Annotated in this window: 20 protein-coding genes and 2 tRNA genes; 9 read left to right on the forward strand and 13 right to left on the reverse strand. The window is 60.6% G+C overall.

Annotated features, from left to right (window positions below):
* Positions 1–99 precede the first annotated feature (99 nt).
* Together arsN2 and zapE are read left to right on the forward strand one after the other, a co-directional pair.
* Positions 100–534, forward strand: a complete 435-nt coding sequence (gene arsN2, locus Q8O69_RS08575) for an arsenic resistance N-acetyltransferase ArsN2 (protein WP_305591264.1) — start codon at positions 100–102, stop codon at positions 532–534.
* Positions 534–1,655, forward strand: coding sequence for a cell division protein ZapE (zapE, locus tag Q8O69_RS08580; protein ID WP_305591266.1), 1,122 nt, complete (start codon positions 534–536; stop codon positions 1,653–1,655). Before arsN2 ends, zapE begins: the two co-directional genes overlap by 1 nt.
* A gap of 284 nt (positions 1,656–1,939) precedes the next feature.
* Here the strand turns inward: zapE and lpdA are convergent, their stop codons facing one another.
* Together lpdA and Q8O69_RS08590 are read right to left on the reverse strand one after the other, a co-directional pair.
* Positions 1,940–3,340 carry a dihydrolipoyl dehydrogenase gene (gene lpdA, locus Q8O69_RS08585; protein ID WP_305591268.1) on the reverse strand — a complete coding sequence of 467 codons (1,401 nt, stop codon included), beginning with the start codon at positions 3,338–3,340 and terminating at the stop codon, positions 1,940–1,942.
* 17 nt (positions 3,341–3,357) lie between these two features.
* Complete coding sequence (locus tag Q8O69_RS08590) at positions 3,358–4,566, reverse strand: MFS transporter (RefSeq protein WP_305591270.1); 1,209 nt, start codon at positions 4,564–4,566, stop codon at positions 3,358–3,360.
* A 120-nt stretch (positions 4,567–4,686) separates the two neighbouring features.
* Between Q8O69_RS08590 and Q8O69_RS08595 the strand changes: the two genes are divergently transcribed.
* A complete protein-coding gene (locus Q8O69_RS08595) occupies positions 4,687–5,268 on the forward strand; it encodes a PaaI family thioesterase (RefSeq protein ID WP_305591272.1) in 582 nt (193 codons plus the stop codon).
* A gap of 39 nt (positions 5,269–5,307) precedes the next feature.
* Entirely contained in the window at positions 5,308–5,886 is a 579-nt protein-coding gene (locus Q8O69_RS08600; RefSeq protein WP_305591274.1) for a TetR/AcrR family transcriptional regulator, read from the forward strand.
* A gap of 74 nt (positions 5,887–5,960) precedes the next feature.
* Here Q8O69_RS08600 and Q8O69_RS08605 read toward each other — a convergent pair whose 3' ends face one another.
* The 4 genes from Q8O69_RS08605 to Q8O69_RS08620 all read right to left on the reverse strand — a co-directional run bounded on the left by Q8O69_RS08605 (position 5,961) and on the right by Q8O69_RS08620 (position 10,422).
* The gene (locus Q8O69_RS08605; protein ID WP_305591276.1) at positions 5,961–6,755 is read right to left on the reverse strand and encodes an SDR family oxidoreductase; all 795 of its coding nucleotides are present in this window, start codon (positions 6,753–6,755) and stop codon (positions 5,961–5,963) included.
* A gap of 240 nt (positions 6,756–6,995) precedes the next feature.
* Positions 6,996–8,549 (reverse strand): alkyl hydroperoxide reductase subunit F, encoded by a 1,554-nt coding sequence (gene ahpF, locus Q8O69_RS08610; RefSeq protein ID WP_305591278.1) that lies wholly within the window; start codon positions 8,547–8,549, stop codon positions 6,996–6,998.
* A 227-nt stretch (positions 8,550–8,776) separates the two neighbouring features.
* Positions 8,777–9,340, reverse strand: coding sequence for an alkyl hydroperoxide reductase subunit C (ahpC, locus tag Q8O69_RS08615; protein WP_090252986.1), 564 nt, complete (start codon positions 9,338–9,340; stop codon positions 8,777–8,779).
* Positions 9,341–9,456: 116 nt separating this feature from the next.
* Positions 9,457–10,422 carry an NAD(P)H-quinone oxidoreductase gene (locus Q8O69_RS08620; RefSeq protein ID WP_305591281.1) on the reverse strand — a complete coding sequence of 322 codons (966 nt, stop codon included), beginning with the start codon at positions 10,420–10,422 and terminating at the stop codon, positions 9,457–9,459.
* Positions 10,423–10,550: 128 nt separating this feature from the next.
* Between Q8O69_RS08620 and Q8O69_RS08625 the strand changes: the two genes are divergently transcribed.
* Both Q8O69_RS08625 and Q8O69_RS08630 read left to right on the forward strand, forming a co-directional pair.
* Positions 10,551–12,632, forward strand: coding sequence for a carboxy terminal-processing peptidase (locus tag Q8O69_RS08625; RefSeq protein ID WP_275962454.1), 2,082 nt, complete (start codon positions 10,551–10,553; stop codon positions 12,630–12,632).
* Between the two features lie 96 nt (positions 12,633–12,728).
* Entirely contained in the window at positions 12,729–14,489 is a 1,761-nt protein-coding gene (locus Q8O69_RS08630) for a bifunctional diguanylate cyclase/phosphodiesterase (RefSeq protein ID WP_305591284.1), read from the forward strand.
* A gap of 22 nt (positions 14,490–14,511) precedes the next feature.
* On the opposite strand, the gene Q8O69_RS08635 is transcribed toward Q8O69_RS08630, so the two are convergent.
* From Q8O69_RS08635 to Q8O69_RS08645, 3 genes are read right to left on the reverse strand one after another with little or no spacing between them, the layout of a single operon-like run.
* Entirely contained in the window at positions 14,512–14,982 is a 471-nt protein-coding gene (locus Q8O69_RS08635; RefSeq protein ID WP_305591286.1) for a sel1 repeat family protein, read from the reverse strand.
* On the reverse strand, positions 14,982–15,347 hold the full coding sequence (locus tag Q8O69_RS08640; protein WP_160015055.1) for a hypothetical protein: 366 nt from the start codon (positions 15,345–15,347) through the stop codon (positions 14,982–14,984). The genes Q8O69_RS08635 and Q8O69_RS08640 overlap by 1 nt, the downstream gene beginning before the upstream one ends.
* The gene (locus tag Q8O69_RS08645; protein WP_305591289.1) at positions 15,344–15,664 is read right to left on the reverse strand and encodes a helix-turn-helix transcriptional regulator; all 321 of its coding nucleotides are present in this window, start codon (positions 15,662–15,664) and stop codon (positions 15,344–15,346) included. The genes Q8O69_RS08640 and Q8O69_RS08645 overlap by 4 nt, the downstream gene beginning before the upstream one ends.
* Before the next feature lie 134 nt (positions 15,665–15,798).
* Between Q8O69_RS08645 and Q8O69_RS08650 the strand changes: the two genes are divergently transcribed.
* The gene (locus Q8O69_RS08650) at positions 15,799–16,521 is read left to right on the forward strand and encodes an ABC transporter substrate-binding protein (RefSeq protein WP_305591291.1); all 723 of its coding nucleotides are present in this window, start codon (positions 15,799–15,801) and stop codon (positions 16,519–16,521) included.
* An 11-nt stretch (positions 16,522–16,532) separates the two neighbouring features.
* Here Q8O69_RS08650 and Q8O69_RS08655 read toward each other — a convergent pair whose 3' ends face one another.
* The 4 genes from Q8O69_RS08655 to Q8O69_RS08670 form a co-directional block, all read right to left on the reverse strand.
* Positions 16,533–16,988, reverse strand: coding sequence for a YkvA family protein (locus tag Q8O69_RS08655; RefSeq protein WP_305591293.1), 456 nt, complete (start codon positions 16,986–16,988; stop codon positions 16,533–16,535).
* A gap of 370 nt (positions 16,989–17,358) precedes the next feature.
* A complete protein-coding gene (locus Q8O69_RS08660) occupies positions 17,359–18,066 on the reverse strand; it encodes an FKBP-type peptidyl-prolyl cis-trans isomerase (protein ID WP_275962448.1) in 708 nt (235 codons plus the stop codon).
* A gap of 189 nt (positions 18,067–18,255) precedes the next feature.
* Positions 18,256–18,332: transfer RNA gene (locus Q8O69_RS08665), tRNA-Asp, on the reverse strand.
* A gap of 21 nt (positions 18,333–18,353) precedes the next feature.
* Positions 18,354–18,429, reverse strand: a tRNA-Val gene (locus tag Q8O69_RS08670).
* Between the two features lie 267 nt (positions 18,430–18,696).
* Between Q8O69_RS08670 and rdgC the strand changes: the two genes are divergently transcribed.
* Together rdgC and sugE are read left to right on the forward strand one after the other, a co-directional pair.
* Entirely contained in the window at positions 18,697–19,617 is a 921-nt protein-coding gene (rdgC, locus tag Q8O69_RS08675) for a recombination-associated protein RdgC (protein WP_275962447.1), read from the forward strand.
* A 162-nt stretch (positions 19,618–19,779) separates the two neighbouring features.
* Positions 19,780–20,094: a quaternary ammonium compound efflux SMR transporter SugE gene (sugE, locus tag Q8O69_RS08680; RefSeq protein WP_090387039.1), complete on the forward strand. Its 315-nt coding sequence runs from the start codon at positions 19,780–19,782 to the stop codon at positions 20,092–20,094.
* Positions 20,095–20,294 lie beyond the last annotated feature (200 nt).

The following is a 20,294-nucleotide window of genomic DNA, read 5'->3' on the forward strand; positions in this document are numbered from 1 at the left end:
GCTGAATGCAAAAGACCCACTGCTGTGGGTCTTTTGCACTGCGCTCGGGTAAAGTGCCAGCGCGACGCTGACCCGATTACCTCGCCCAGATGGACGCCCATGAACCTTTACCGTCACCCGCCGGCTGCGGCCGCCAAGGCGTTGCTGGCCGCTGCCGGACTGCCAACAGCCGACCTTGCAGCCGAACACTTCGCGCACTTTATCGCCACCGGCCCGACGCACGCTCCCGAAGCGCTGATTGGCCTGCAGCCTTATGGCGAGGTGGCGCTGCTGCGCTCACTGGTGGTCAGCCCCGAAGCGCGCGGCAAGGGTTATGGCAGCGCGCTGGTTGCCGAGATAGAAGCCTATGCACAGCAACTCGGCGTACGCGAGCTGTACCTGCTGACCAACACTGCCGAAGCCTTCTTCGGCCGCCGTGGTTACAGCAGCGTCGAGCGAGCCGACGTGCCTGAAGTGATTCGCCAGACAGCCGAATTCTCCAGCCTCTGCCCTGCCACTGCGGTGTGTATGCACAAGCGGATCGAGGCGCGCTGATGGACTGCAGCTCCCCGCTCGCCGCCTACCAACAGGCCATCGACCGCGACGGTTTTAAATCCGACCCGGCGCAGTGGCAGGCCGCCCAGGCCCTGCACGACTGTCACCAGGCCTTGCACCAGGCCACACCAACGCATCCAATCAACGGGGTGTATCTGTGGGGGCCGGTTGGCCGTGGCAAGACCTGGCTGATGGACAGCTTTTACAAAGGCCTGAAAGTCCCGGCGCGGCGTCAGCACTTTCACCACTTTATGCGCTGGGTGCATATGCGCCTGTTTCAGCTCACCGGCACGCCGGACCCGCTGCAGGCCCTGGCCGTGGAGCTGAGCCTTGAGGTGCGCGTGCTGTGCTTCGATGAGCTGTTTGTCAGCGATATCGGCGATGCGATTATTCTCGGCCGGCTGTTTCAGGTGATGTTCGAACAGGGCGTGGTGCTGGTGGCCACCTCCAACCAGCCGCCTGAACTGCTGTATGCCGAAGGCTTTAACCGCGAGCGCTTTCTACCTGCGGTGGCCGCCCTGCAGCGGCATATGCAGGTGGTGAGCATCAACGGCGAGCAAGACCATCGCCTGCACCCAGGCGCCGCGCATACCCGTTACTGGGTTGCCACGCCTGGACTGCCCAGTGTGCTGAGCCGGACCTTTAGCCAGCTGGCCGCAGGCCGGCCCAGCAGTGATCAGCCCCTCTACCTGGGTAACCGCAGCGTGCAGGCCTTGCGCCACTGCGACGGCGTGCTCTGGTGCCGCTTTGCCGATCTGTGCGAGCAGCCCTTGGCCGCGCCAGACTTTATCACCCTGTGCGACCGCTTCCAGGCCATTCTGCTTAGCGAGGTGCCCAACCTGAGCAGCCCGCAACGCGCGGCGAAGATTGCCCGCGGCACCGAAGATGGCGTTGAGCGGGTGCAGGCCGGTGACCGCCAGTTACCCGCCCTGTCGGTCAAGGATGACAGCGTGCGACGCTTTATCGCCCTGGTGGATGAGTGCTACGACCGCAAGGTGCCGCTGTACCTCGAAGCCCAGGTGCCGCTCGCCGAACTCTATACCGAGGGCTACCTGAGCTTCGCCTTTCGCCGCACCCTAAGCCGCTTGCAGGAGATGCAGCTGCAGCGCTTCGGGGCTTAATCGAGGGCCATGCACCAGTTAAGTGTTGAAGTCTGTGGGCCCACCAGATGATGCCTGGAGGCGCAGTAATCCGTAGGGTGGGTTAGGCGCATGACCACAGGCGATCCGGTGATGCGCAATCCGTTGCGCCGTAACCCACCAGAGCTGGCAGACCGACTAACGCTTGGTGGGTTACGTGGCGCACCAATACCGCAGTGACCTTGCTAACTTGTCTCTGCGCCACTAACCCACCCTACGAAAACTGCGTGCAACACGTAACTGGGCATGCCTTAAAGCACGGCTTATCAAGCCTGCATGGCCCAACCATGCACACTCATCGCCGCCTGGCGCAGGGCTTCCGAGCGGGTTGGGTGTGGATGGCAAATCAGCGCAATATCTTCGGCCGAAGCGCTGAACTCCAGTGCCACGCAGTACTCGCCGATCAGCTCGCCGGCGCTGGGGCCGATGATATGCACGCCGAGAATCTGGTCGGTGCGCTCATCGGCCAGCACTTTGACGAAGCCTTCGGCCTCGTGATTGATCTTCGCCCGGCTGTTGGCGGTAAAGGGAAATTTGCCGACCTTGTAGGCGCGCCCTTCGGCCTTCAACTGCTCCTCGGTCTTACCCACAGTGGCGACTTCCGGCTTGGTGTAGATCACTCCGGGAATCGCCTCGTAATTGACCTCGGCAGCATGCCCGGCGATGCGCTCGATACAGGCGATGGCTTCATCTTCGGCCTTGTGCGCGAGCATTGGTCCTGAGGTCACGTCGCCGATAATCCAGATGCCCGGCACGCCGCTTTTGTGCTGCTGGTTTTCCAGCATGCCGCGCTTGTCGGTGGCGAGACCCACGGTTTCCAAACCCAGGCCGGCGGTATAGGGGCGGCGACCGATGGCCACCAGCACATAGTCGGCCTGTAGTTGCTCGACAGCGCCGCCGGCAGCCGGCTGTAGCTCAAGGGTCACGCCTTTGGCCGTGGCCTTGGCGGCGCTGACCTTGGTGGCCAGTTTGAAATTCATGCCCTGCTTGCTCAGGGTGCGCTGTAGGGTTTTCGCGGTTTCGTTATCCAGGCCTGGGCAAATGCGGTCGAGGTATTCCACCACCGTCACTTCGCTGCCCAAGCGCCGCCACACCGAACCCAGTTCCAGGCCGATCACCCCAGCCCCGATCACCACCAGATGCTTGGGCACATCGGGCAGAGCCAGCGCGCCGGTGGAGTCGAGGATGCGCTGATTATCAATGGTCACCCCAGGCAACGGCGTCGGCTCCGAGCCAGTGGCAATCACGATGTCCTTGGCCTGCAGCTCATGCACGCTGCCATCGGCGAGGGTCACCGTGACCTTGCCCGGCCCATTCAAACGGCCCCAGCCCTTGATCCACTCGACCTTGTTCTTGCGAAACAGAAACTCGATGCCCTTGGTCAGCGCCGTTACGCTCTCATCCTTCTGCTTCATCATCTGCGCCAGATTGAGCGTCGGCGTAACCTCGATGCCGAGGTTATTCAGCTCGCCGCTGGTCGCCGCCTCATACAACTCCGAGGCATGCAGCAACGCCTTCGACGGCATGCAGCCGACATTCAGGCAGGTGCCGCCCAGGGTTTCGCGGCCCTCGATACAGGCGACTTTCAGGCCCAGTTGCCCGGCACGGATGGCCGCGTTGTAGCCGCCGGGGCCGCCACCGATGATCAGCACGTCATAGTTGCTCATGGAATTGCTCCTAGGGTTTAGCCAACCAGCGCCGCGTTCGCTGCCGGCCGTGGGCGCAGCAGGTGGAAGGCGCAGAACGCCGCAACGGCGAATAAACTGTTCAGCAACACCATAGGCCAAGCCGAGCCATCCGCCAGCAGGCTGAGCAGGACGCCGCTGCAGGTGGCACCGGCCATTTGCGCAAAGCCCATAAAGCCTGCAGCCAGACCGGCGCGGTGGGCATTGGGGATCACCGCGCCAGCCACCGATGCCGGCAGCAACATGCCGCCGCCCAGGGTGACCAACACCTGGGGCAACGACAGGCCGAGCAATGACAAACCAAACAGCAGATAAATCGCCAAAGTGGCCAGGGCGCCGCTTACCACCAGCGCCGCGCCTATGCCGACTATCTTCTCCGGGCCCAACTGCAGAATGCGCCGCTGAGTAAACAGCGCGCCGGCGATCAGCGCCGAAACAATCGCCGCGAAGGTAATGCCGTATTGCGCCGGGCTCAGCCCGAGCAGGCCGACATACACAGCCGAAGACCCGGCAACTACCGCAAACATCGCGCCATAGGTGCAGGCCAGCGTCAGGGCCAGCGCGCGGAACGAAGCGGCGCGCAGCAGATCGGCATAGTTACCGGCCAGGCTGCCCAGTTGCCCGGCCTGCGGGTCGAGTTGCCGATTGCTTTCGCGGTACAAGCCCAACACCGCAGCCACGATGGCAACGCCGACCAGCAGTGCCAGGGCAATCGGCGCACGCCAGCCGCCATACAGCGTCAGCACGCCGCCCAGCATCGGCGACAGGACGATGGCGCAGAGCATGCCGATCACCGTCAGCGCCAATGCCGGCCCAGCCTGCGCCTGCCACACATCGCGAACGATGGCCCGCGCCAGCACCAATGCCGCGCAGGCACCAAGCCCCTGCAACACGCGGGCGGCAATAAATTCACCCATGCTGCTGGCCAGCAGCATCCACAGGGTCGCGAGCAGATAAACCAGCAACCCGGCGATCAGCACCGGACGCCGGCCGATGCGATCCGACAGCGGACCGAGCAATAACTGGCCCAGGCCAAAGGCGGCAACGAAAGCCGATAAGGCCAGCAGGCTGCTGCCGGGGCGCGCGCTCATGATCAGTTCGATAGCGCCCAGGCTGGGGATGATCAGCTGAGTGGAAATCTCTCCAAGGGCGGTCAGGGCCACCAAAATCAGCAGCAGGCTGCGCGACGGCAAGGGATAACGAGGCATGGGCGTGGGTCCTGTGATCACGGGCTGGCGTGGTTCGCCAAACTTTAATATTTCAACCATAATACAAACAATTAAATTACGCTTGTAATTTTAAAACCAGAACAAACAGAGGCCCGCCCCATGAGCACTCCATCACGCGAAGAAAAACTGGCCGAATGGCTCGCCGCCGAACAGGCCATGCGCGCCAGCCTCGGTGCACCCGGCAGCATGAGCCTGGCGCAGGTCAGCGAACTGTTGCCGCAGGAATTCTTTGACGGCATCGGCCGCGGTGAACTGCCCTCGCCGCCCATCGGCCATCTGCTGGATTTTGTCCCGCTGGAGTGGTCATCCGGGCGCTTCGTCTTTCAGGGCACACCCGATGCGCGCCACTACAACCCGCTGGGCAGCGTGCACGGCGGCTATGCCGCCACCCTGCTCGACTCCTGCATGGGCTGCGCCATCCACACCCAATTGCAGCGTGGCCAGGGTTACACCACCACTGACCTACGCATCAGCTACATCCGTGCCCTCAGCACCAAGGTCGGCCCGATCCGCGCCGAAGGCCGCATCGTGCACATCGGCCGCACCACCGCGCTGGCCGAAGGGCGCATCTACGATGTCGACGACCGCCTGTACGCCGTCGGCTCAACCACCTGCCTGATTCTCAGCATGCCTGGGGCAGCGCCTACACCCGGCACTGAAACACCGGGTCGAAGCGAGTAAGATGGCAGGCAACATCTGAAACCAGCGGCCAGGTACTCCATGCGATATTCCGAAGACCACAAAGCCCAGACCCATCAGCGCATCATCGAAGAGGCCGCACGCCTGTTCCGCCGCGACGGCGTTGGCGCCACCGGCCTGCAGCCGCTGATGAAAACCCTGGGCCTGACCCATGGCGGCTTCTACGCCCACTTCAAATCAAAAGATGAGCTGGTGGAAACCGCTCTGCGTCACAGTGCTGACAAGCTGACGGCGGTCACCAACGAGATGGCCAACAGCGATAAACCGCTGACCCGCCTAATCAGCGGCTACCTGTCGTCCGCCCACCGCGCCGATCCGGGCGATGGCTGCCCACTGCCGACCATGTCCGCCGAGCTAGGCCAGCGCGGCGCACCCAGCCCGGTGACCGATGAGCTGATCCGCGACCGCCTGCACACCATCGAAGCCGGCCTTAGCGTTGAGCACGCCGATGAACAGAGCGTGCTGATTCTTAGCGCCATGGTTGGCGCCCTGCTGCTGTCACGCAGCGTAAGCGACCCGGAACTGTCTGACCGATTGCTGAAAACCACCCGCCGCCTGCTGATCGAGCAGAACACTGACGACGCAGCGCAACGCGCCTGATTGCAGAAATTAGTGCCACAAAAACAAAAGCCCTGACTGTCTCCAGCCAGGGCTTTCCTTGTTCAGCTAGCAGTTTACTTATAACGAGCCGCCGCACTGCTGTGCGACAGGTTCGGCGCCAGCTTGCCGCGAGCATCGGTAAAGGCCTGCCAGTCAGCGGCATCCGGCAGCGATGGAATGGTGATCAGCTCGCCCTGATCGAAACCGGCCAGCGCTGCATCGACCATTTCGCCGACCTCCATGATCATGCTCGCCGGCAGTGCCGAATCATCCATGCCGCTGCGCTCCCAGATCTCGGTGCGGGTAATCCCGGGCAATACAGCCTGCACCTGCAGGCCCTGGGCCTTCACTTCACCGTTAAGGGTCTGGGTCAGGCTCAGTACATAGGCCTTAGTGGCGCTGTACACGGCATTGAACATTTCCGGAGCCAAGGCCACCACCGAGGCGATATTGATAATTGCCCCACGCCCGGCGGCCGTGAAATTGGCAGCGGCTGCAGTGGACAGGTGGGTCAGCGAAACCACATTGAGCAGAATCATCCGATCGACGGTATCGAGATCGGCCTCAGCCAGTTGGCCGCTCATGGCCATACCGGCGTTATTGACCAGCGTGCTGATCGTCTTGTCGGTACGCAGGCGCTGGGTAACGGCATGCAGATCAGCCTTGTCAGTGAGGTCGGCCTTCAGCGCTTCAACCTTTACCCCGTACTGCTCGGTCAAACGCGCAGACAGGGCCTGCAGGCGCGGCAGATCGCGGGCCACCAGCAGCAGGTCGTAACCGCGCTGCGCCAGGCGCTCGGCGTAGGTAGCACCAATGCCTGATGAAGCGCCGGTGATCAATGCAGTGCCTTTCTCGTTATGCGTGCTCATGCTGCGTCTCCTGAGTGTACGGGGTAGGTAGGGTGTCTGGAGGTATAGTGCGCCAATTCATATTACATACATAATATAAATATTATATGTCGATCATAATAAAAACTATCGGCAGCTATTGCGCTGATATTCCGGGCGTCAAGCCCCAGGAAGTCAGGGTTAAGCGCCTGAACGCAGCACAAAAAAAAGCGGACAACCGGTGAAGGTTGTCCGCTTTTATGCGACGTAGCGCGTCTAGCTTTAGCTGCGGATCAGATGATCGAAGGCGCTCAGGGAGGCCTTGGCGCCCTCGCCCATGGCAATCACGATCTGCTTGTACGGCACGGTAGTCACGTCACCTGCGGCAAACACCCCTGGGATATTGGTGGCGCCCTTGGCGTCGACAATGATCTCGCCGAAACGCGACAGCTCTACGCTGCCCTTGAGCCAGTCCGTGTTAGGCAGCAGGCCGATCTGCACGAAGATGCCTTCCAACTCGACGCTGTGCAGCTCTTCGCTAGTGCGATCCTTGTAGACGAGGGCATTAACCTTCTGGCCATCGCCTTTGACTTCGGTGGTCTGCGCGCTCTTGATCACGGTAACGTTCGCCAGGCTGTAGAGCTTCTTCTGCAGCACGGCATCGGCACGCAGGGTGTCGGCGAACTCCAGCAGGGTCACATGGGCGACGATACCGGCGAGATCAATCGCTGCTTCGACGCCGGAGTTACCGCCGCCGATCACCGCTACACGCTTGCCCTTGAACAGCGGACCGTCGCAGTGCGGGCAGAAGCACACACCCTTGGCCTTGTATTCCTGCTCGCCCGGCACACCCATCTCGCGCCAGCGCGCGCCGGTGGAGAGGATCACGGTCTTGGCCTTGAGGCTGGAACCGTTCTCGAACTTCACCTCATGCAGACCGCCTGCGCTGCTCGCCGGAACGAGTGCGCTGGCACGCTGCAGGTTCATGATGTCGACTTCGTACTCACGCACGTGCTCTTCGAGGGCGCGTACCAGCTTCGGTCCTTCAGTTTCTTTCACCGAGATAAAGTTCTCGATGGCCATGGTGTCCAGCACCTGACCGCCGAAACGCTCGGCAGCAATCGCGGTACGAATACCCTTGCGCGCAGCGTAGATGGCCGCCGCAGCGCCGGCTGGGCCACCGCCCACCACCAGCACGTCGAAGGCTTCTTTGGCGCTCATCTTCTCAGCGTCGCGGTTGGCTGCGCCGGTGTCGATCTTGGCGAGAATTTCCTTCACTTCCATACGGCCGGAGGCAAACACCTCGCCGTTCAGATAGATGCTCGGCACGGCCATCACCTGGCGACGCTCGACTTCTTCCTGGAACAACGCACCGTCGATCGACACGTTGCGGATATTCGGGTTGAGCACCGCCATCAGGTTCAGTGCCTGAACCACATCCGGGCAGTTCTGACAGGACAGCGAGTAGTAGGTCTCGAACTCGAACGAACCTTCGATGCTCTTGATCTGCTCGATGGTCTCAGCATCCAGCTTGGACGGGTGACCGCCCACCTGCAGCAGCGCCAGTACCAGCGAGGTGAACTCGTGGCCCATGGGAATGCCGGCGAAGGTCAGACCGATGTTTGCGCCTGGGCGGTTCAGCGAGAACGACGGACGACGGGCGTCGCTACCATCGGTCTTCAGGGTGATCTTGTCGGTCAGGCCGACGATGGTTTGCAGCAGCTCAAGCAGCTCCTGGGATTTGGCACTGTCATCGAGGGACGCGACGATCTCGAACGGCAGGGTGACCTTTTCCAGGTAGGCCTTCAACTGGGTTTGCAGGTTAGCGTCCAACATGGCGGATAGTCCTCAATGACAAAAATTCTGGGCAATAAAAAATTGTCAGGAACAATTTTTAACGTCGCGTCGCGACGGCCTACAGGGTGCTGCCATGAAATGGCAGGCAATAAAATGCCCGGGCGGATCGCGCCCGGGCATCGGGCACCACTAGGGTCGGGTTGCGACCCTGACAGCGCTAAGTACTCACCACCCAGGGCCTAAGCCCAGGGAGGGTGTTGGCAGATTTAGATCTTGCCAACCAGGTCCAGGGAAGGAGCCAGAGTCTTCTCGCCTTCTTTCCACTTGGCTGGGCACACTTCGCCTGGGTGAGCAGCGGTGTACTGAGCAGCTTTCAGCTTGCGCAGGGTTTCCGATACGTCACGAGCGATTTCGTTGGAGTGGATTTCAACGGTCTTGATCACGCCTTCCGGGTTGATCAGGAAGGTGCCACGCAGGGCCAAGCCTTCTTCTTCGATGTGCACGCCGAAAGCGCGGGTCAGGGCGTGGGTCGGATCACCAACCAGCGGGAACTGAGCCTTGCCTACAGCTGGCGAAGTTTCGTGCCAGACTTTGTGGGAGAAATGGGTGTCGGTGGTGACGATGTAAACTTCAGTGCCGGCATCGCGGAACGCAGCGTAGTTGTTGGCAGCGTCTTCGATCTCAGTCGGGCAGTTGAAGGTGAAGGCAGCTGGCATGAAGATCAGTACCGACCACTGGCCTTTCAGGGACTGCTCGGTCACTTCGATGAACTTGCCGTTGTGGAAAGCGTTAGCCTTGAACGGTTGAACTTGGGTGTTGATGAGATTCATCTCGGGTTCCTTGTTGAGGGTTAGAAATTTACAGGGCGCATCTTAGCGCCTTATGCAAAAAAAGCTTATTGATTGCCGCCATGATTCCGATTGATTAAGCCAATCGACCCCGGGCTTTATTCCAAGGCTGGGTCTATTAGCAGAACCAGCTTGCCGTTGACCTGATTGCTCGCCAACGCCGCAAAGGCGGCTTCGGCATCTTTGAGCGCATAAGCCTGCTGAAGTTGCGGTTTAAGCCGCCCCTCGGCAAACAGCGGCCAGACAAATTGCTGCAGATCGCGCAACAGATCGGCCTTGAACTGCTCATCACGATTGCGCAGGGTCGAGCCGATCAACGCAATGCGCTTGCCCAATACCACAGCCAGATCCAGCTCGGCCTTGCGCCCGCCGAGCAAACCAATGTTTACCCAACGGCCATCCACAGCCAGCAGATCCAGATTCAGCGCGGCGTAACTGCCGCCCACCGGGTCGAGAATCACATCGAACGGAGCGAAATCACGCAGCGCCTGCAGCTGTTCCTCACCGCGCAGCACACCGCCCTGAGCACCGAGGCTTTCGCAGTAGGTCAAACGCTCAGCTGAACCGACACTGACCCAGCACGGGCTGCCAAAGGCTTTACACAATTGAATGGCCGCCGAACCCACGCCGCTCGCGCCAGCATGCAGCAACACCTTCTGCCCAGGCTTCAACGCAGCCAGCTGGAACAGATTGAGCCAGGCCGTGGCGTACACCTCGGGCAACGCCGCCGCTTCGGCCAGCGTCATGCTTTCGGGCACGGGCAAGGCATGCCGCGCATCAACCACCACCTCCTCGGCCATGCCGCCACCGCTCAACAATGCGCAAACTCGGTCGCCAACTTTCCAGTCACAACCGGCGCCCACTTCACTGACGATGCCGGCGCACTCCAGCCCAAGCACCTCACTGGCGCCTGGCGGCGGCGGATAGAGCCCGGCACGCTGCAACAAGTCGGCGCGATTCAACCCGGCGGCCGCCACACGGATGCGAATTTCCCCTACATCACAGGCCGGCGCTGGGTGTTGCGCCCATTCCACACGGCCTTCAACGCCTTGCAATGCCTTCACGCTGCCTCCATAGTGCATTTGAACCGAGCCCGGCGCTGACCGCCGGGCTTTTGCATTGCGCCGATGGAACCTGGCGCCCTTAAAGACGGCCTAATATGCGTTATCAACTGCCCACACGTCGAATTAGCATGAAGCGATCCCTACTCAGCGTCACCCTCGCCTTTTCGTTTGCCCTGAGCGCCTTGCCGCTCGCGGCGAAAACCACCAGTGACGACTCCTGGGAATACCTGCAGCCTGACCGCGAGCAGGTCATCGCCAGCCTCAACGTCGTGGAATTGTTGAAGCGCCATCACTACAACAAGCCACCGCTGAATGACGAGCGCTCGGAAAAAATCTATCAGGGCTACCTGAAGATGCTCGACCCCTCGCGCAGCTACTTTATTGCCTCCGATATCGCCGAGTTCGATCAATGGCGCACGCGCTTTGACGACCTGCTGAAAAACGGCGACCTGCAACCCGGCTTTGCCATCTACAAACGCCACCTGGAGCGTTTGCAGAGCCGCCTGCAGTTCACCCTGAATATGCTGGAAAAAGGCGTCGACAAAATTGACCTCGACAGCGATGAAAGCCTGCTGGTCGACCGCGAGAACGCGCCCTGGGTCAAGGATCTCGCCGAACTCGACGACCTCTGGCGCAAGCGCGTCAAAGACGAAGTGCTGCGCCTGAAAATCGCCGGTAAAGAGCCCAAGGCGATTCAAGAGCTGCTGACCAAGCGCTACAACAACCAGCTTGCGCGGCTCAAGCAGACCCGCGGTGAAGACGTGTTCCAGGCTTACATCAACGCCTTTGCCATGTCCTACGACCCGCACACCACCTACCTGTCGCCGGACAATGCAGAAAACTTCGACATCAATATGAGCCTGTCGCTCGAAGGTATTGGTGCCGTGCTGCAAAGCGACAACGAACACGTCAAGGTCGTGCGCCTGGTGCCGGCTGGCCCGGCGGAAAAGAGCAAGCAGATCTCCCCCGCCGACAAGATCATCGGCGTGGCTCAGGGCAGCAAGGAAATGGTCGACGTGATCGGCTGGCGCCTGGATGAAGTGGTCAAACTGATTCGCGGCCCGAAGGGCTCCACTGTGCGCCTGGAAGTAATTCCAGCGAGCAACGCGCCGAACGATCAAACCAGCAAAGTGGTCGCCATCACCCGTGAGGCGGTCAAGCTGGAAGAGCAAGCCGCGAAGAAATCCATCCTCAACCTCAAGCACGACAACCGCGACTACAAGCTCGGGGTCATCGAGATTCCGGCCTTCTATCTGGACTTCAAGGCCTTCCGTGCTGGCGATCCGAACTACAAAAGCACCACCCGTGACGTCAAACGCCTGCTCACCGAGCTGGAGAAGGAAAAAGTCGACGGTGTGGTCATCGACCTGCGCAACAACGGCGGCGGCTCGCTACAGGAAGCCACCGAACTGACCGGCCTGTTTATCGACCAAGGTCCGACCGTACTGGTGCGCAACAGCGATGGCCGCGTTGATGTACTGGCCGACGAGAACACCGGCATTTACTACAAAGGCCCACTGGCCGTGTTGGTCAATCGCCTGTCGGCCTCGGCCTCGGAGATTTTCGCCGGCGCCATGCAGGACTACCACCGCGCGCTGATCCTCGGCGGCCAGACCTTCGGCAAAGGCACCGTGCAGACCATCCAGCCGCTCAACCATGGCGAGCTGAAGCTGACCCTGGCCAAGTTCTACCGCGTCTCCGGGCAGAGCACCCAGCACCAGGGCGTGATTCCCGACATCCAGTACCCAGACATCATGGACACCAAGGAAATCGGCGAGAGCGCCCTGCCCGAGGCCCTGCCGTGGGACAGCATCAAGCCGGCGATCAAGCCAGAGCTGGACCCGATCAAACCGTTCCTCGCCGAACTGCAGAGCCGTTTTGAACAGCGCACCGCGCAAAACCCGGATTTCACCTTCGCCCGTGAACGCCTGCAGCTGGCGCAGAAGCTGATGGAAGAAACCACCGTCAGCCTCAATGAAAGCAAACGTCGCGCCCAGCACACGGATATCGAAGGCCAGCAGTTGGCCATCGAGAACAGCCGCCGCAAAGCCAAAGGCGAAACCCTGCTGAACAAACTCAAGGAAGAAGACGAAGACGCACTGCCAGTGGAAGACAAGAAAACCAAGCCGGAAGAGGATGCCTACCTCGCCGAAAGCGGGCGCATCCTGCTCGACTATCTGGGTTTGAACACTCGCCTGGCCAAGCAGTAAAACAGCGAGCGTCATCAAAGGGTCATCAAACTGTCGTGAAATGCGGGGACTGGTAGCAATGCCAGTCCCCGTTTTTTTTATGCACAGAGAGCCGCCATGATCGTCACCGAGCAGTTCAGCGCGTTGGACAGCATCCTCGCCAATGGCGACCTGCACAGCCTGTTTCAACCTATCTTCTCGCTCTCCGAACGGCGCATCCTCGGTTATGAAGCCCTCAGTCGCGGCCCATCCAACAGTGCCCTGCACTCGCCGATCAACCTGTTCGCCGTCGCCCGCAGTGCTGGCCGCCTGAGTGAACTGGAACTGCTCTGCCGTAAAAATGCCTGCCAGCGCTTCAGCCAGCTCAAACTTGAAGGCAAGCTGTTCCTCAACGTCTCACCGGACTCGCTGATGGAGCCCAAGCACCAGCCGGGACGTACCCTACAGCTGCTGCAAACCCTGGGTATTCCACCGAGCCAGGTGGTTATCGAGCTGACCGAGCAATCGCCCACCGACGACTTCGCCCTGCTCGACACCGCGCTGCACCACTACCGCGCCATGGGCTTTTCCATCGCCCTGGATGACCTCGGCGCCGGTTATTCAAGCCTGCGCCTGTGGTCAGAGCTGCGCCCGGACTACGTAAAGATCGATCGCCACTTTATCGACGGCATTCATCAGGATGCGGTGAAACGCGAGTTCGTCGGCTCCATTCTGAAAATGGCCAAAGCCTCGCGCGCCCAGGTCATCGCCGAAGGTATCGAGCTGCCCGAGGAACTGGCCGTGCTCGCCGAAATGGGCGTCGACCTGTTGCAAGGCTATCTGCTCTGCCGCCCGCAGGAGCAGCCGCCGCGTGACGCCATCAATCTGCTGCCCAGTGCCACAACCAGCAGCCCGCTCAGCGAAGAGTCCAGCGACCTGCGCGGTCTGCTCAACACACAACAAGCCGTGGCCCTGAGCACGCCCACCAGCGAGGTGCTGGAAATGTTCCGCGCCCAGGCCAACCTCAACTCGCTGGCGGTGCTCAACCAGGCGCAACAACCCGTTGGCATCGTGCACCGTCATTCACTGGCCGAAGCCTTGCTCAAACCCTTCGCCAACGAGTTGTTCGCCCGCAAACCGATCAGCCGCCTGATGAGCGATGACTACCTGGCGGTGGAATGCAGTCAGTCGCTGCAGCAGGTCAGCCGCCTGCTCACCAGCCGCGCCCGCCAGCGTATCGAAGAAGACTTCATCATCATTGAGGACGGCTGCTATATCGGGCTCGGCCGGGTGATCGACGTGCTCAAGCTAATCACCGAACTGAAGATCCAACAGGCCCGCTACGCCAACCCGTTGACCCTGCTGCCAGGCAACGTGCCGATCCAGCAGTGCCTGACCCGCTTGCTGCAGCAGGGCCGCGAAGCGGTGGTGTGTTATGTGGATATCGACAACTTTAAGCCGTTCAACGACATCTACGGCTACGCCAAAGGCGATGAAGTGCTGCTTAGCCTGGCGCAGTGCCTGAATGATCGGGTCGATCCGACGCGGGACTTTGTCGGCCATATCGGCGGTGACGACTTTCTCTTGGTGCTCGGCTCACAGGACTGGCGCGCGCGGCTCAATCGCCTGCTGGAGGATTTCCAGAGCCAGTGCCGACGGTTTTATCGGGAAGAAGACCTGCATGCCGGCTGCTTTGTCGCCCATGACCGCAGCGGCAAACGCCAGGAATATGCCCTGCTGTCCTTGTCTCTGGGCGTGGTACATGTACACCCCGAGCAATGCGCACAACTGGATGCCAGCCAGCTGGCGGCGATGGCCTCAGAAGCCAAGCGTCATGCCAAGGCAGTGCCGGGCTATAGCCTGCATATCATCGACACCCAGGCGGACTCGGCGGCCTGATGGCGAAAGCTGGACGCTTGGATCAGAGGCCGCTGAGGCGATTGGACAGCGCGGCGAAATGCTCGGCCTGCGCTGCATCGGCGGCAACACCCGCAGCGCCGCTGCGGTACAACTCAGCCAAGCGATAGGCTGCAGCCGGGTGGCCTGCCTGCGCAGCCAACGTCCACCACTCGATGGCCTTCGGCGCATCCGCTGCGTGCTGAGTATCACCGGACAGACTCAAGACACCAAGCTGGTAAGCCGCCTTGGCATCGCCGGCCTTTGCTGCCAAACCGAGTAAACGCCGCCCTTCATTGCGCGCGCCCAGACCCTGACCGCGAAACAGCAGGATATGCCCGTAGAAGCTTTGCGCCTGGGTATCACCCAGCGCGGCCATGCGCGCAAACTGCCCTTCCAGCCAACGCCAGGCCGGGGGCTGTTTAACCAGCCAGGCCCAGTGGAACAGACGGCGCGCCAGCAGGTAGCCGATACGCGCACGCAGCGCGCCGAACATCAGGCGTCTTCCGGGTAACTGAACTCGAACACGCGGGCCACTTCGGCGGCATGCCAGGAGGCCGCGGCGATGCCATCGGACGCACCACTGAAGCGGCCCAGGCGGCTGACGCACTCGAAGAAGCCGGTACGCGGCAAGCGGCTGGCGCCCTGGCTGATTACCAGCGCACTGCGCAGCGGGCGCTCGGCACGCGCATCCAGTGCCGCCAGATGCTCCAGCGCGGCGGCTAACGTCTGCATGGCAGGGCTAGGCAAGGCCAGGCGTTCGATCAAGGCCCGATAGGTGAGCAGATGACGCTGACGCTGGGCATCTTCAAGCTCACCGAGCAACGCCTGCCAATGTTGCCGACTGATGCTTACGCTCAAGGCTGCGCCTCCCACCCATCGACCCCAAGGTGCCAGGCCAGCGCGCGCTGGATGGCGGCGTCCGGCTGGCGTTCGCCGCTCTCGATCATGCCCAGATAATGCGGGCTGATGCCGACATTGCGTGCCAGCTGTTCGGCACTCATGCCCTTGGCTTCGCGCAGGGTCGCCAGCTGGCTCAGAGCCGGCTTGCAGGCATCCACTGCCACAGCAACCACCTCAGGCGCGCGCCCGGCGGCCTGCAGCAAGGCTTGATACTGCGCCCAGGGCAGCACCGCATACTCCGGCTGGCCATCGCGCTCGATCACTTGCACATTCATCTGTAAATCTCCATGCAGAGCACTTCCATCACTCTCAGCAACTCCAGAACAGGCGGCCATCTTAACAGCCCGGCACGATAAAGAGCGTGATCTATACTGCCCACAGGTTATCAAGCGGCAGCTGGGGGCAGGTTTTGCGCACACTGATAACAATGCTGTTGATTGGCTGCAGTAGCTGGGCCTGCGCAGATGAGTTGCGCTGGGGCTTTGCCACGGCTGACGGCATGCCCTATGTCGACGTGCATGACCAGCAATTGCGTGGCGGCGTTATCTACAAGCTGGGCCAGCTAGCCAGCCAGCAACTGGGCTTCGACGCCGCATTTGTCGAAACGCCGAACAAGCGCATCGATGAATTTATGCAGCGCGGCCGCATCCATGTGATCTGCAACAGCAACCCGCAATGGATAGACAACCCGCAGCGCTATCACTGGTCCGCCCCGCTCTACAGCGAAGAGGACGTGCTGCTACTGCACCGCCAGCATGCGCCGATCAACAGCCTGCACGAACTCCATGGCAAAACCATTGGCACTCAACTGGGTTACGTCTACAGCAGTGAGCTGATGGCGGCATTCGCCAGTAAACAGATCATCCGCCAGGATCTGCGCGACCACAGCGCCGGGCTTAACCTGCTGCGCAAACAACGCCTGGACGCCATCATCGACATGCGCCGGCCGCTGCGCTTCCAGCTGAGCAAACGTGCGGATGCACCACTGCAGATAAACCCCTGGGTAATCGAACGCTACGACATGCACTGCACCTACAGCCCGCAATTGCCAGTCAACGCCGAGCTAATGGACAAAACACTGCAGCAATTACGCGACCAGGGCCTGATCGAGCAGATGCTCAACGACACCTGAATCGCCACCCACTACTCTACCTGCCCCTGCAACGGCGCTAGCGATTCATCCAACTCTGGCAGCCGCTCAACGACCCGCAGCACCTCTGGAGCCTGAGCCGCGCGCCATTGCTGAAACGCCGCCAACTCTTCCTGCCAGGTACGCAGTACCCAGGCCAGCACAGCCAGATCATCAACCAGACCGATGCCAAACAACCAGTCCGGTATGGCGTCCAGCGGCGTAACGAAGTACAGCAAGGCCGCCACCACGGCCAGTAATGCACGGGAGTCGATTGCCCGATACTCACCGCGCCACCAGGCCAGGCAAAGCGCCTGCAGCAGCTTCAACTGGCCGGTCAATTCGGCAAAGCCATTACCGAGCTTTTCACGCTTTCGAGCGACGGATAACAGCAACATCGGTAACCGTCCGGCCTTAAGGAAACGCTTGGCCAAAAACTGGTAACGCGCGAAATTTTTCGGTGCTTTCATCGCCTTCTCCCGGCAACCCCGCGCGCCCGCTGGGCTGGCTATGGTTATCCACTAAAGCTGTGGATAACCTTGTGAACAGTTTCTCGATAACCCTGGCAAACGCCCAGCCCATGCGGCCTCGCCACAGATCGAACATTTTTTGCCCACACAGTAAAAAATCATATAAATCAATAAGTTAAAAATGGCAAAGGGTTTCTGCAAGAGAGTTACCCTAACCCGTCACGGCCAATCTGGGAAATGTGCATAACCGTAACACCACAACCACCACACACGCCCTTTAAGACTCTCCAGTCAAGCGAAAAGTGCCGATTGTGACCCGCAGAAACGACAACGCCCCGTCGAGACGGGGCGCTGCGGCAAACGCTAAAAATTACTCTTGGGTGGCTGCGTCTTTGATCGCAATCAGCTCCAGATCAAACACCAGCACCGAGTTGGCTGGAATGGCCGGAGTCGGGCTCTGCTCGCCGTACGCCAGCTCGCTTGGGATGTAGAGCTTGTACTTCTCACCAACGTGCATCAGCTGCAGGCCTTCAACCCAACCTGGGATCACACCATTGACCGGCAGGTCAATCGGGCTGCCACGCTCAACCGAGCTGTCGAACACGCTGCCATCGGTCAGCTTGCCTTCGTAGTGAACAGTCACCACGTCGGTGGCTTTCGGCTGAGCGCCATCAGCCTTCTTCACAACTTCGTACTGCAGGCCGGACGCGGTGGTGGTCACGCCATCACGCTTGGCATTGTCTTCAAGGAACTTCTTGCCGGCTTTGGCCGACTCTTCGTTCAGCGCAACCATGCGCTCTTCAGCACGCTTCTGCAGGAAGGCAAAGGCTTCGATCAGCTCTTCGTCTTTCAGACGCTGTTCTTTCTTGCCAATGGCGTCTTCGATGCCTTGGGCAACGGCGTTGGAATCCAGGTCATCCATGCCTTCCTGAGCCAGGCTTTTGCCCATGTTCAGGCCGATGCCGTAGGAGGCTTTCTGCGCTGGAGTTTCCAGGGAGACTTTGCTGGTTTGCGAATCGCAACCTGCGAGAACCAAACCTACCAGGGCGACCGCCGCTGCTAAACGATGCTGTTTCATGCTTGTTCCTTGTCCGGTGCGCCCTAGGGCTAATGGTGTGAAAGCGCGAGCTTAGCAGGGTGCCGCGATCACTGGCTACCGTGTTAGGAGACAGAAAATGCGTATAAGTTCAGATGTTTAGCGGATTATTCAGGAAGGATTTTGCGAGGCGTTGCGATATGTCACAGAGGGGATGAAGCGAGGAAAAAATGGCGCAGCGGACGGGACTCGAACCCGCGACCCCCGGCGTGACAGGCCGGTATTCTAACCGACTGAACTACCGCTGCGCGTAACTTCAAAAAGCGAGTTGGTGGGTGATGACGGGATCGAACCGCCGACCCTCTGCTTGTAAGGCAGATGCTCTCCCAGCTGAGCTAATCACCCTTCACTCTCGAAGTGGGGCGCATTCTAGACAGCGATCCGCACCTTGGCAAGCACTGTTTTGAAAATTTTTTATTGATGCAGCAAAGGCTTAGCGCAGACTTGGCCTCAAGCACCACTCGGGGGAATAATGCGCCCCCAATGCAACGCACAGGTTACCCAACGGGTCATAGCGCTGCGGCCAACCTGATACAGCACCCGCATACGGGTACTGACGACTTGTGATACCTGCCGCTGCCGGCAGGTCTGTTAATGGAGATACACCCTCTTATGTGGTTTCGTAACCTGCTGGTCTATCGCCTCACCCAGGACATCCCGTTTGATGCCGAGGCGCTCGAAACGGCGCTGTTGGCTAAACCGGCCCGCTCGTGCGCCAGCCAGGAACTCAGCACCTATGGCTTTATCGCGCCCTTCGGCAAAGGCGGCGATGCGCCGCTGGTGCACGTCAGCGGTGATTTCCTGCTGATCGCCGCGCGCAAGGAAGAACGCATCCTGCCCGGCAGCGTGGTGCGCGATGCACTGAAGGACAAGGTCGACGAGATCGAAGCCGAGCAGATGCGCAAGGTCTACAAGAAGGAGCGCGACCAGCTCAAGGACGACATCGTGCAGACCCTCCTGCCGCGCGCCTTTATCCGCAAATCCGCCACCTTCGCTGCCATCGCACCGAAACAGGGGCTGATCCTGGTCGACTCGGCCAGCGCCAAGCGTGCCGAAGACCTGCTATCGACCCTGCGTGAAGCCATCGGCTCGCTGCCGGTACGCCCACTGACCGTGAAGATCGCGCCAAGCGCCACCCTCACCGACTGGGTCAAGGTTCAGCAAGCAGCGCCAGATTTCCATGTGCTGGATGAATGCGAACTGCGTGACACCCATGAAGATGGCGGCGTGGTGCGCTGTAAGCGCCAGGACCTGACCAGCGACGAGATCCAGCTGCACATGAGTTCGGGCAAGCAGGTCACCCAGCTGTCCCTGGCCTGGCAGGACAAGCTGTCCTTCGTGCTCGACGACAAGCTGGTGGTCAAGCGCCTGCGCTTTGAAGACCTGCTGCAAGATCAGGCCGAACAGGACGGCGGCGACGACGACCTCGGCCAGCAGGACGCCAGCTTCACCCTGATGATGCTGACCCTGGTGGACTTCCTCCCGGCGCTGTTCGAAGCCCTAGGCGGCGAAGAGATTCCGCAGGGGATCTAAGCCGCTGCACAGCCGTAGAGGAACCAGAGAAACAGACCACTGGTCCTCTGCGGCTTGCCCTATCCCTGCCAATGTGCAAAATACTGCACGGCGTGAGGACGACCTCACCACTCTGCGAGTGATCACTACGGGACGGCCCCTCTATCTGTTTTGGAGGTTTGTATGTCCTGGTTCATTCTGCTGCTGGCTGGCCTGTTCGAAGTAGGCTGGGCTGTTGGCCTGAAATACACCGACGGTTTTACCCGCCCTCTCCCCACTCTACTGACTGTTGCGGCGATCATCGTCAGCCTGGCATTGCTCGGCCTGGCCATGAAGGAATTGCCCCTGGGCACCGCCTATGCAATCTGGACCGGTGTCGGCGCCGTAGGTACGGTGATTGCCGGCATCATGCTGTTTGGCGAGGCCGTGACGCTGCTGCGCATTGCCAGCGTGGCGCTGATCGTCTGCGGCCTGATCGGGCTAAAACTCAGCCACTAACAACTCAAGCGGCACAAAAAAGCCCGCCGAGTTGGCGTAATGCTGTTCAGTTAAGCGGAGCCGCTTTACGCCCTATAGAGCGGCGGGCTTTGAAATCTTCCTCGCTCTAAGTCTTTGGCAGTGGTTCAGGCCGTAGGATGGGTGCTAACCCATCAGCCAATTGATGGGTTAGCACCCATCCTACGGTGGTGAGCACAAAG

Source organism: Pseudomonas sp., assembly GCF_030690725.1.
Taxonomy (GTDB): domain Bacteria; phylum Pseudomonadota; class Gammaproteobacteria; order Pseudomonadales; family Pseudomonadaceae; genus Aquipseudomonas.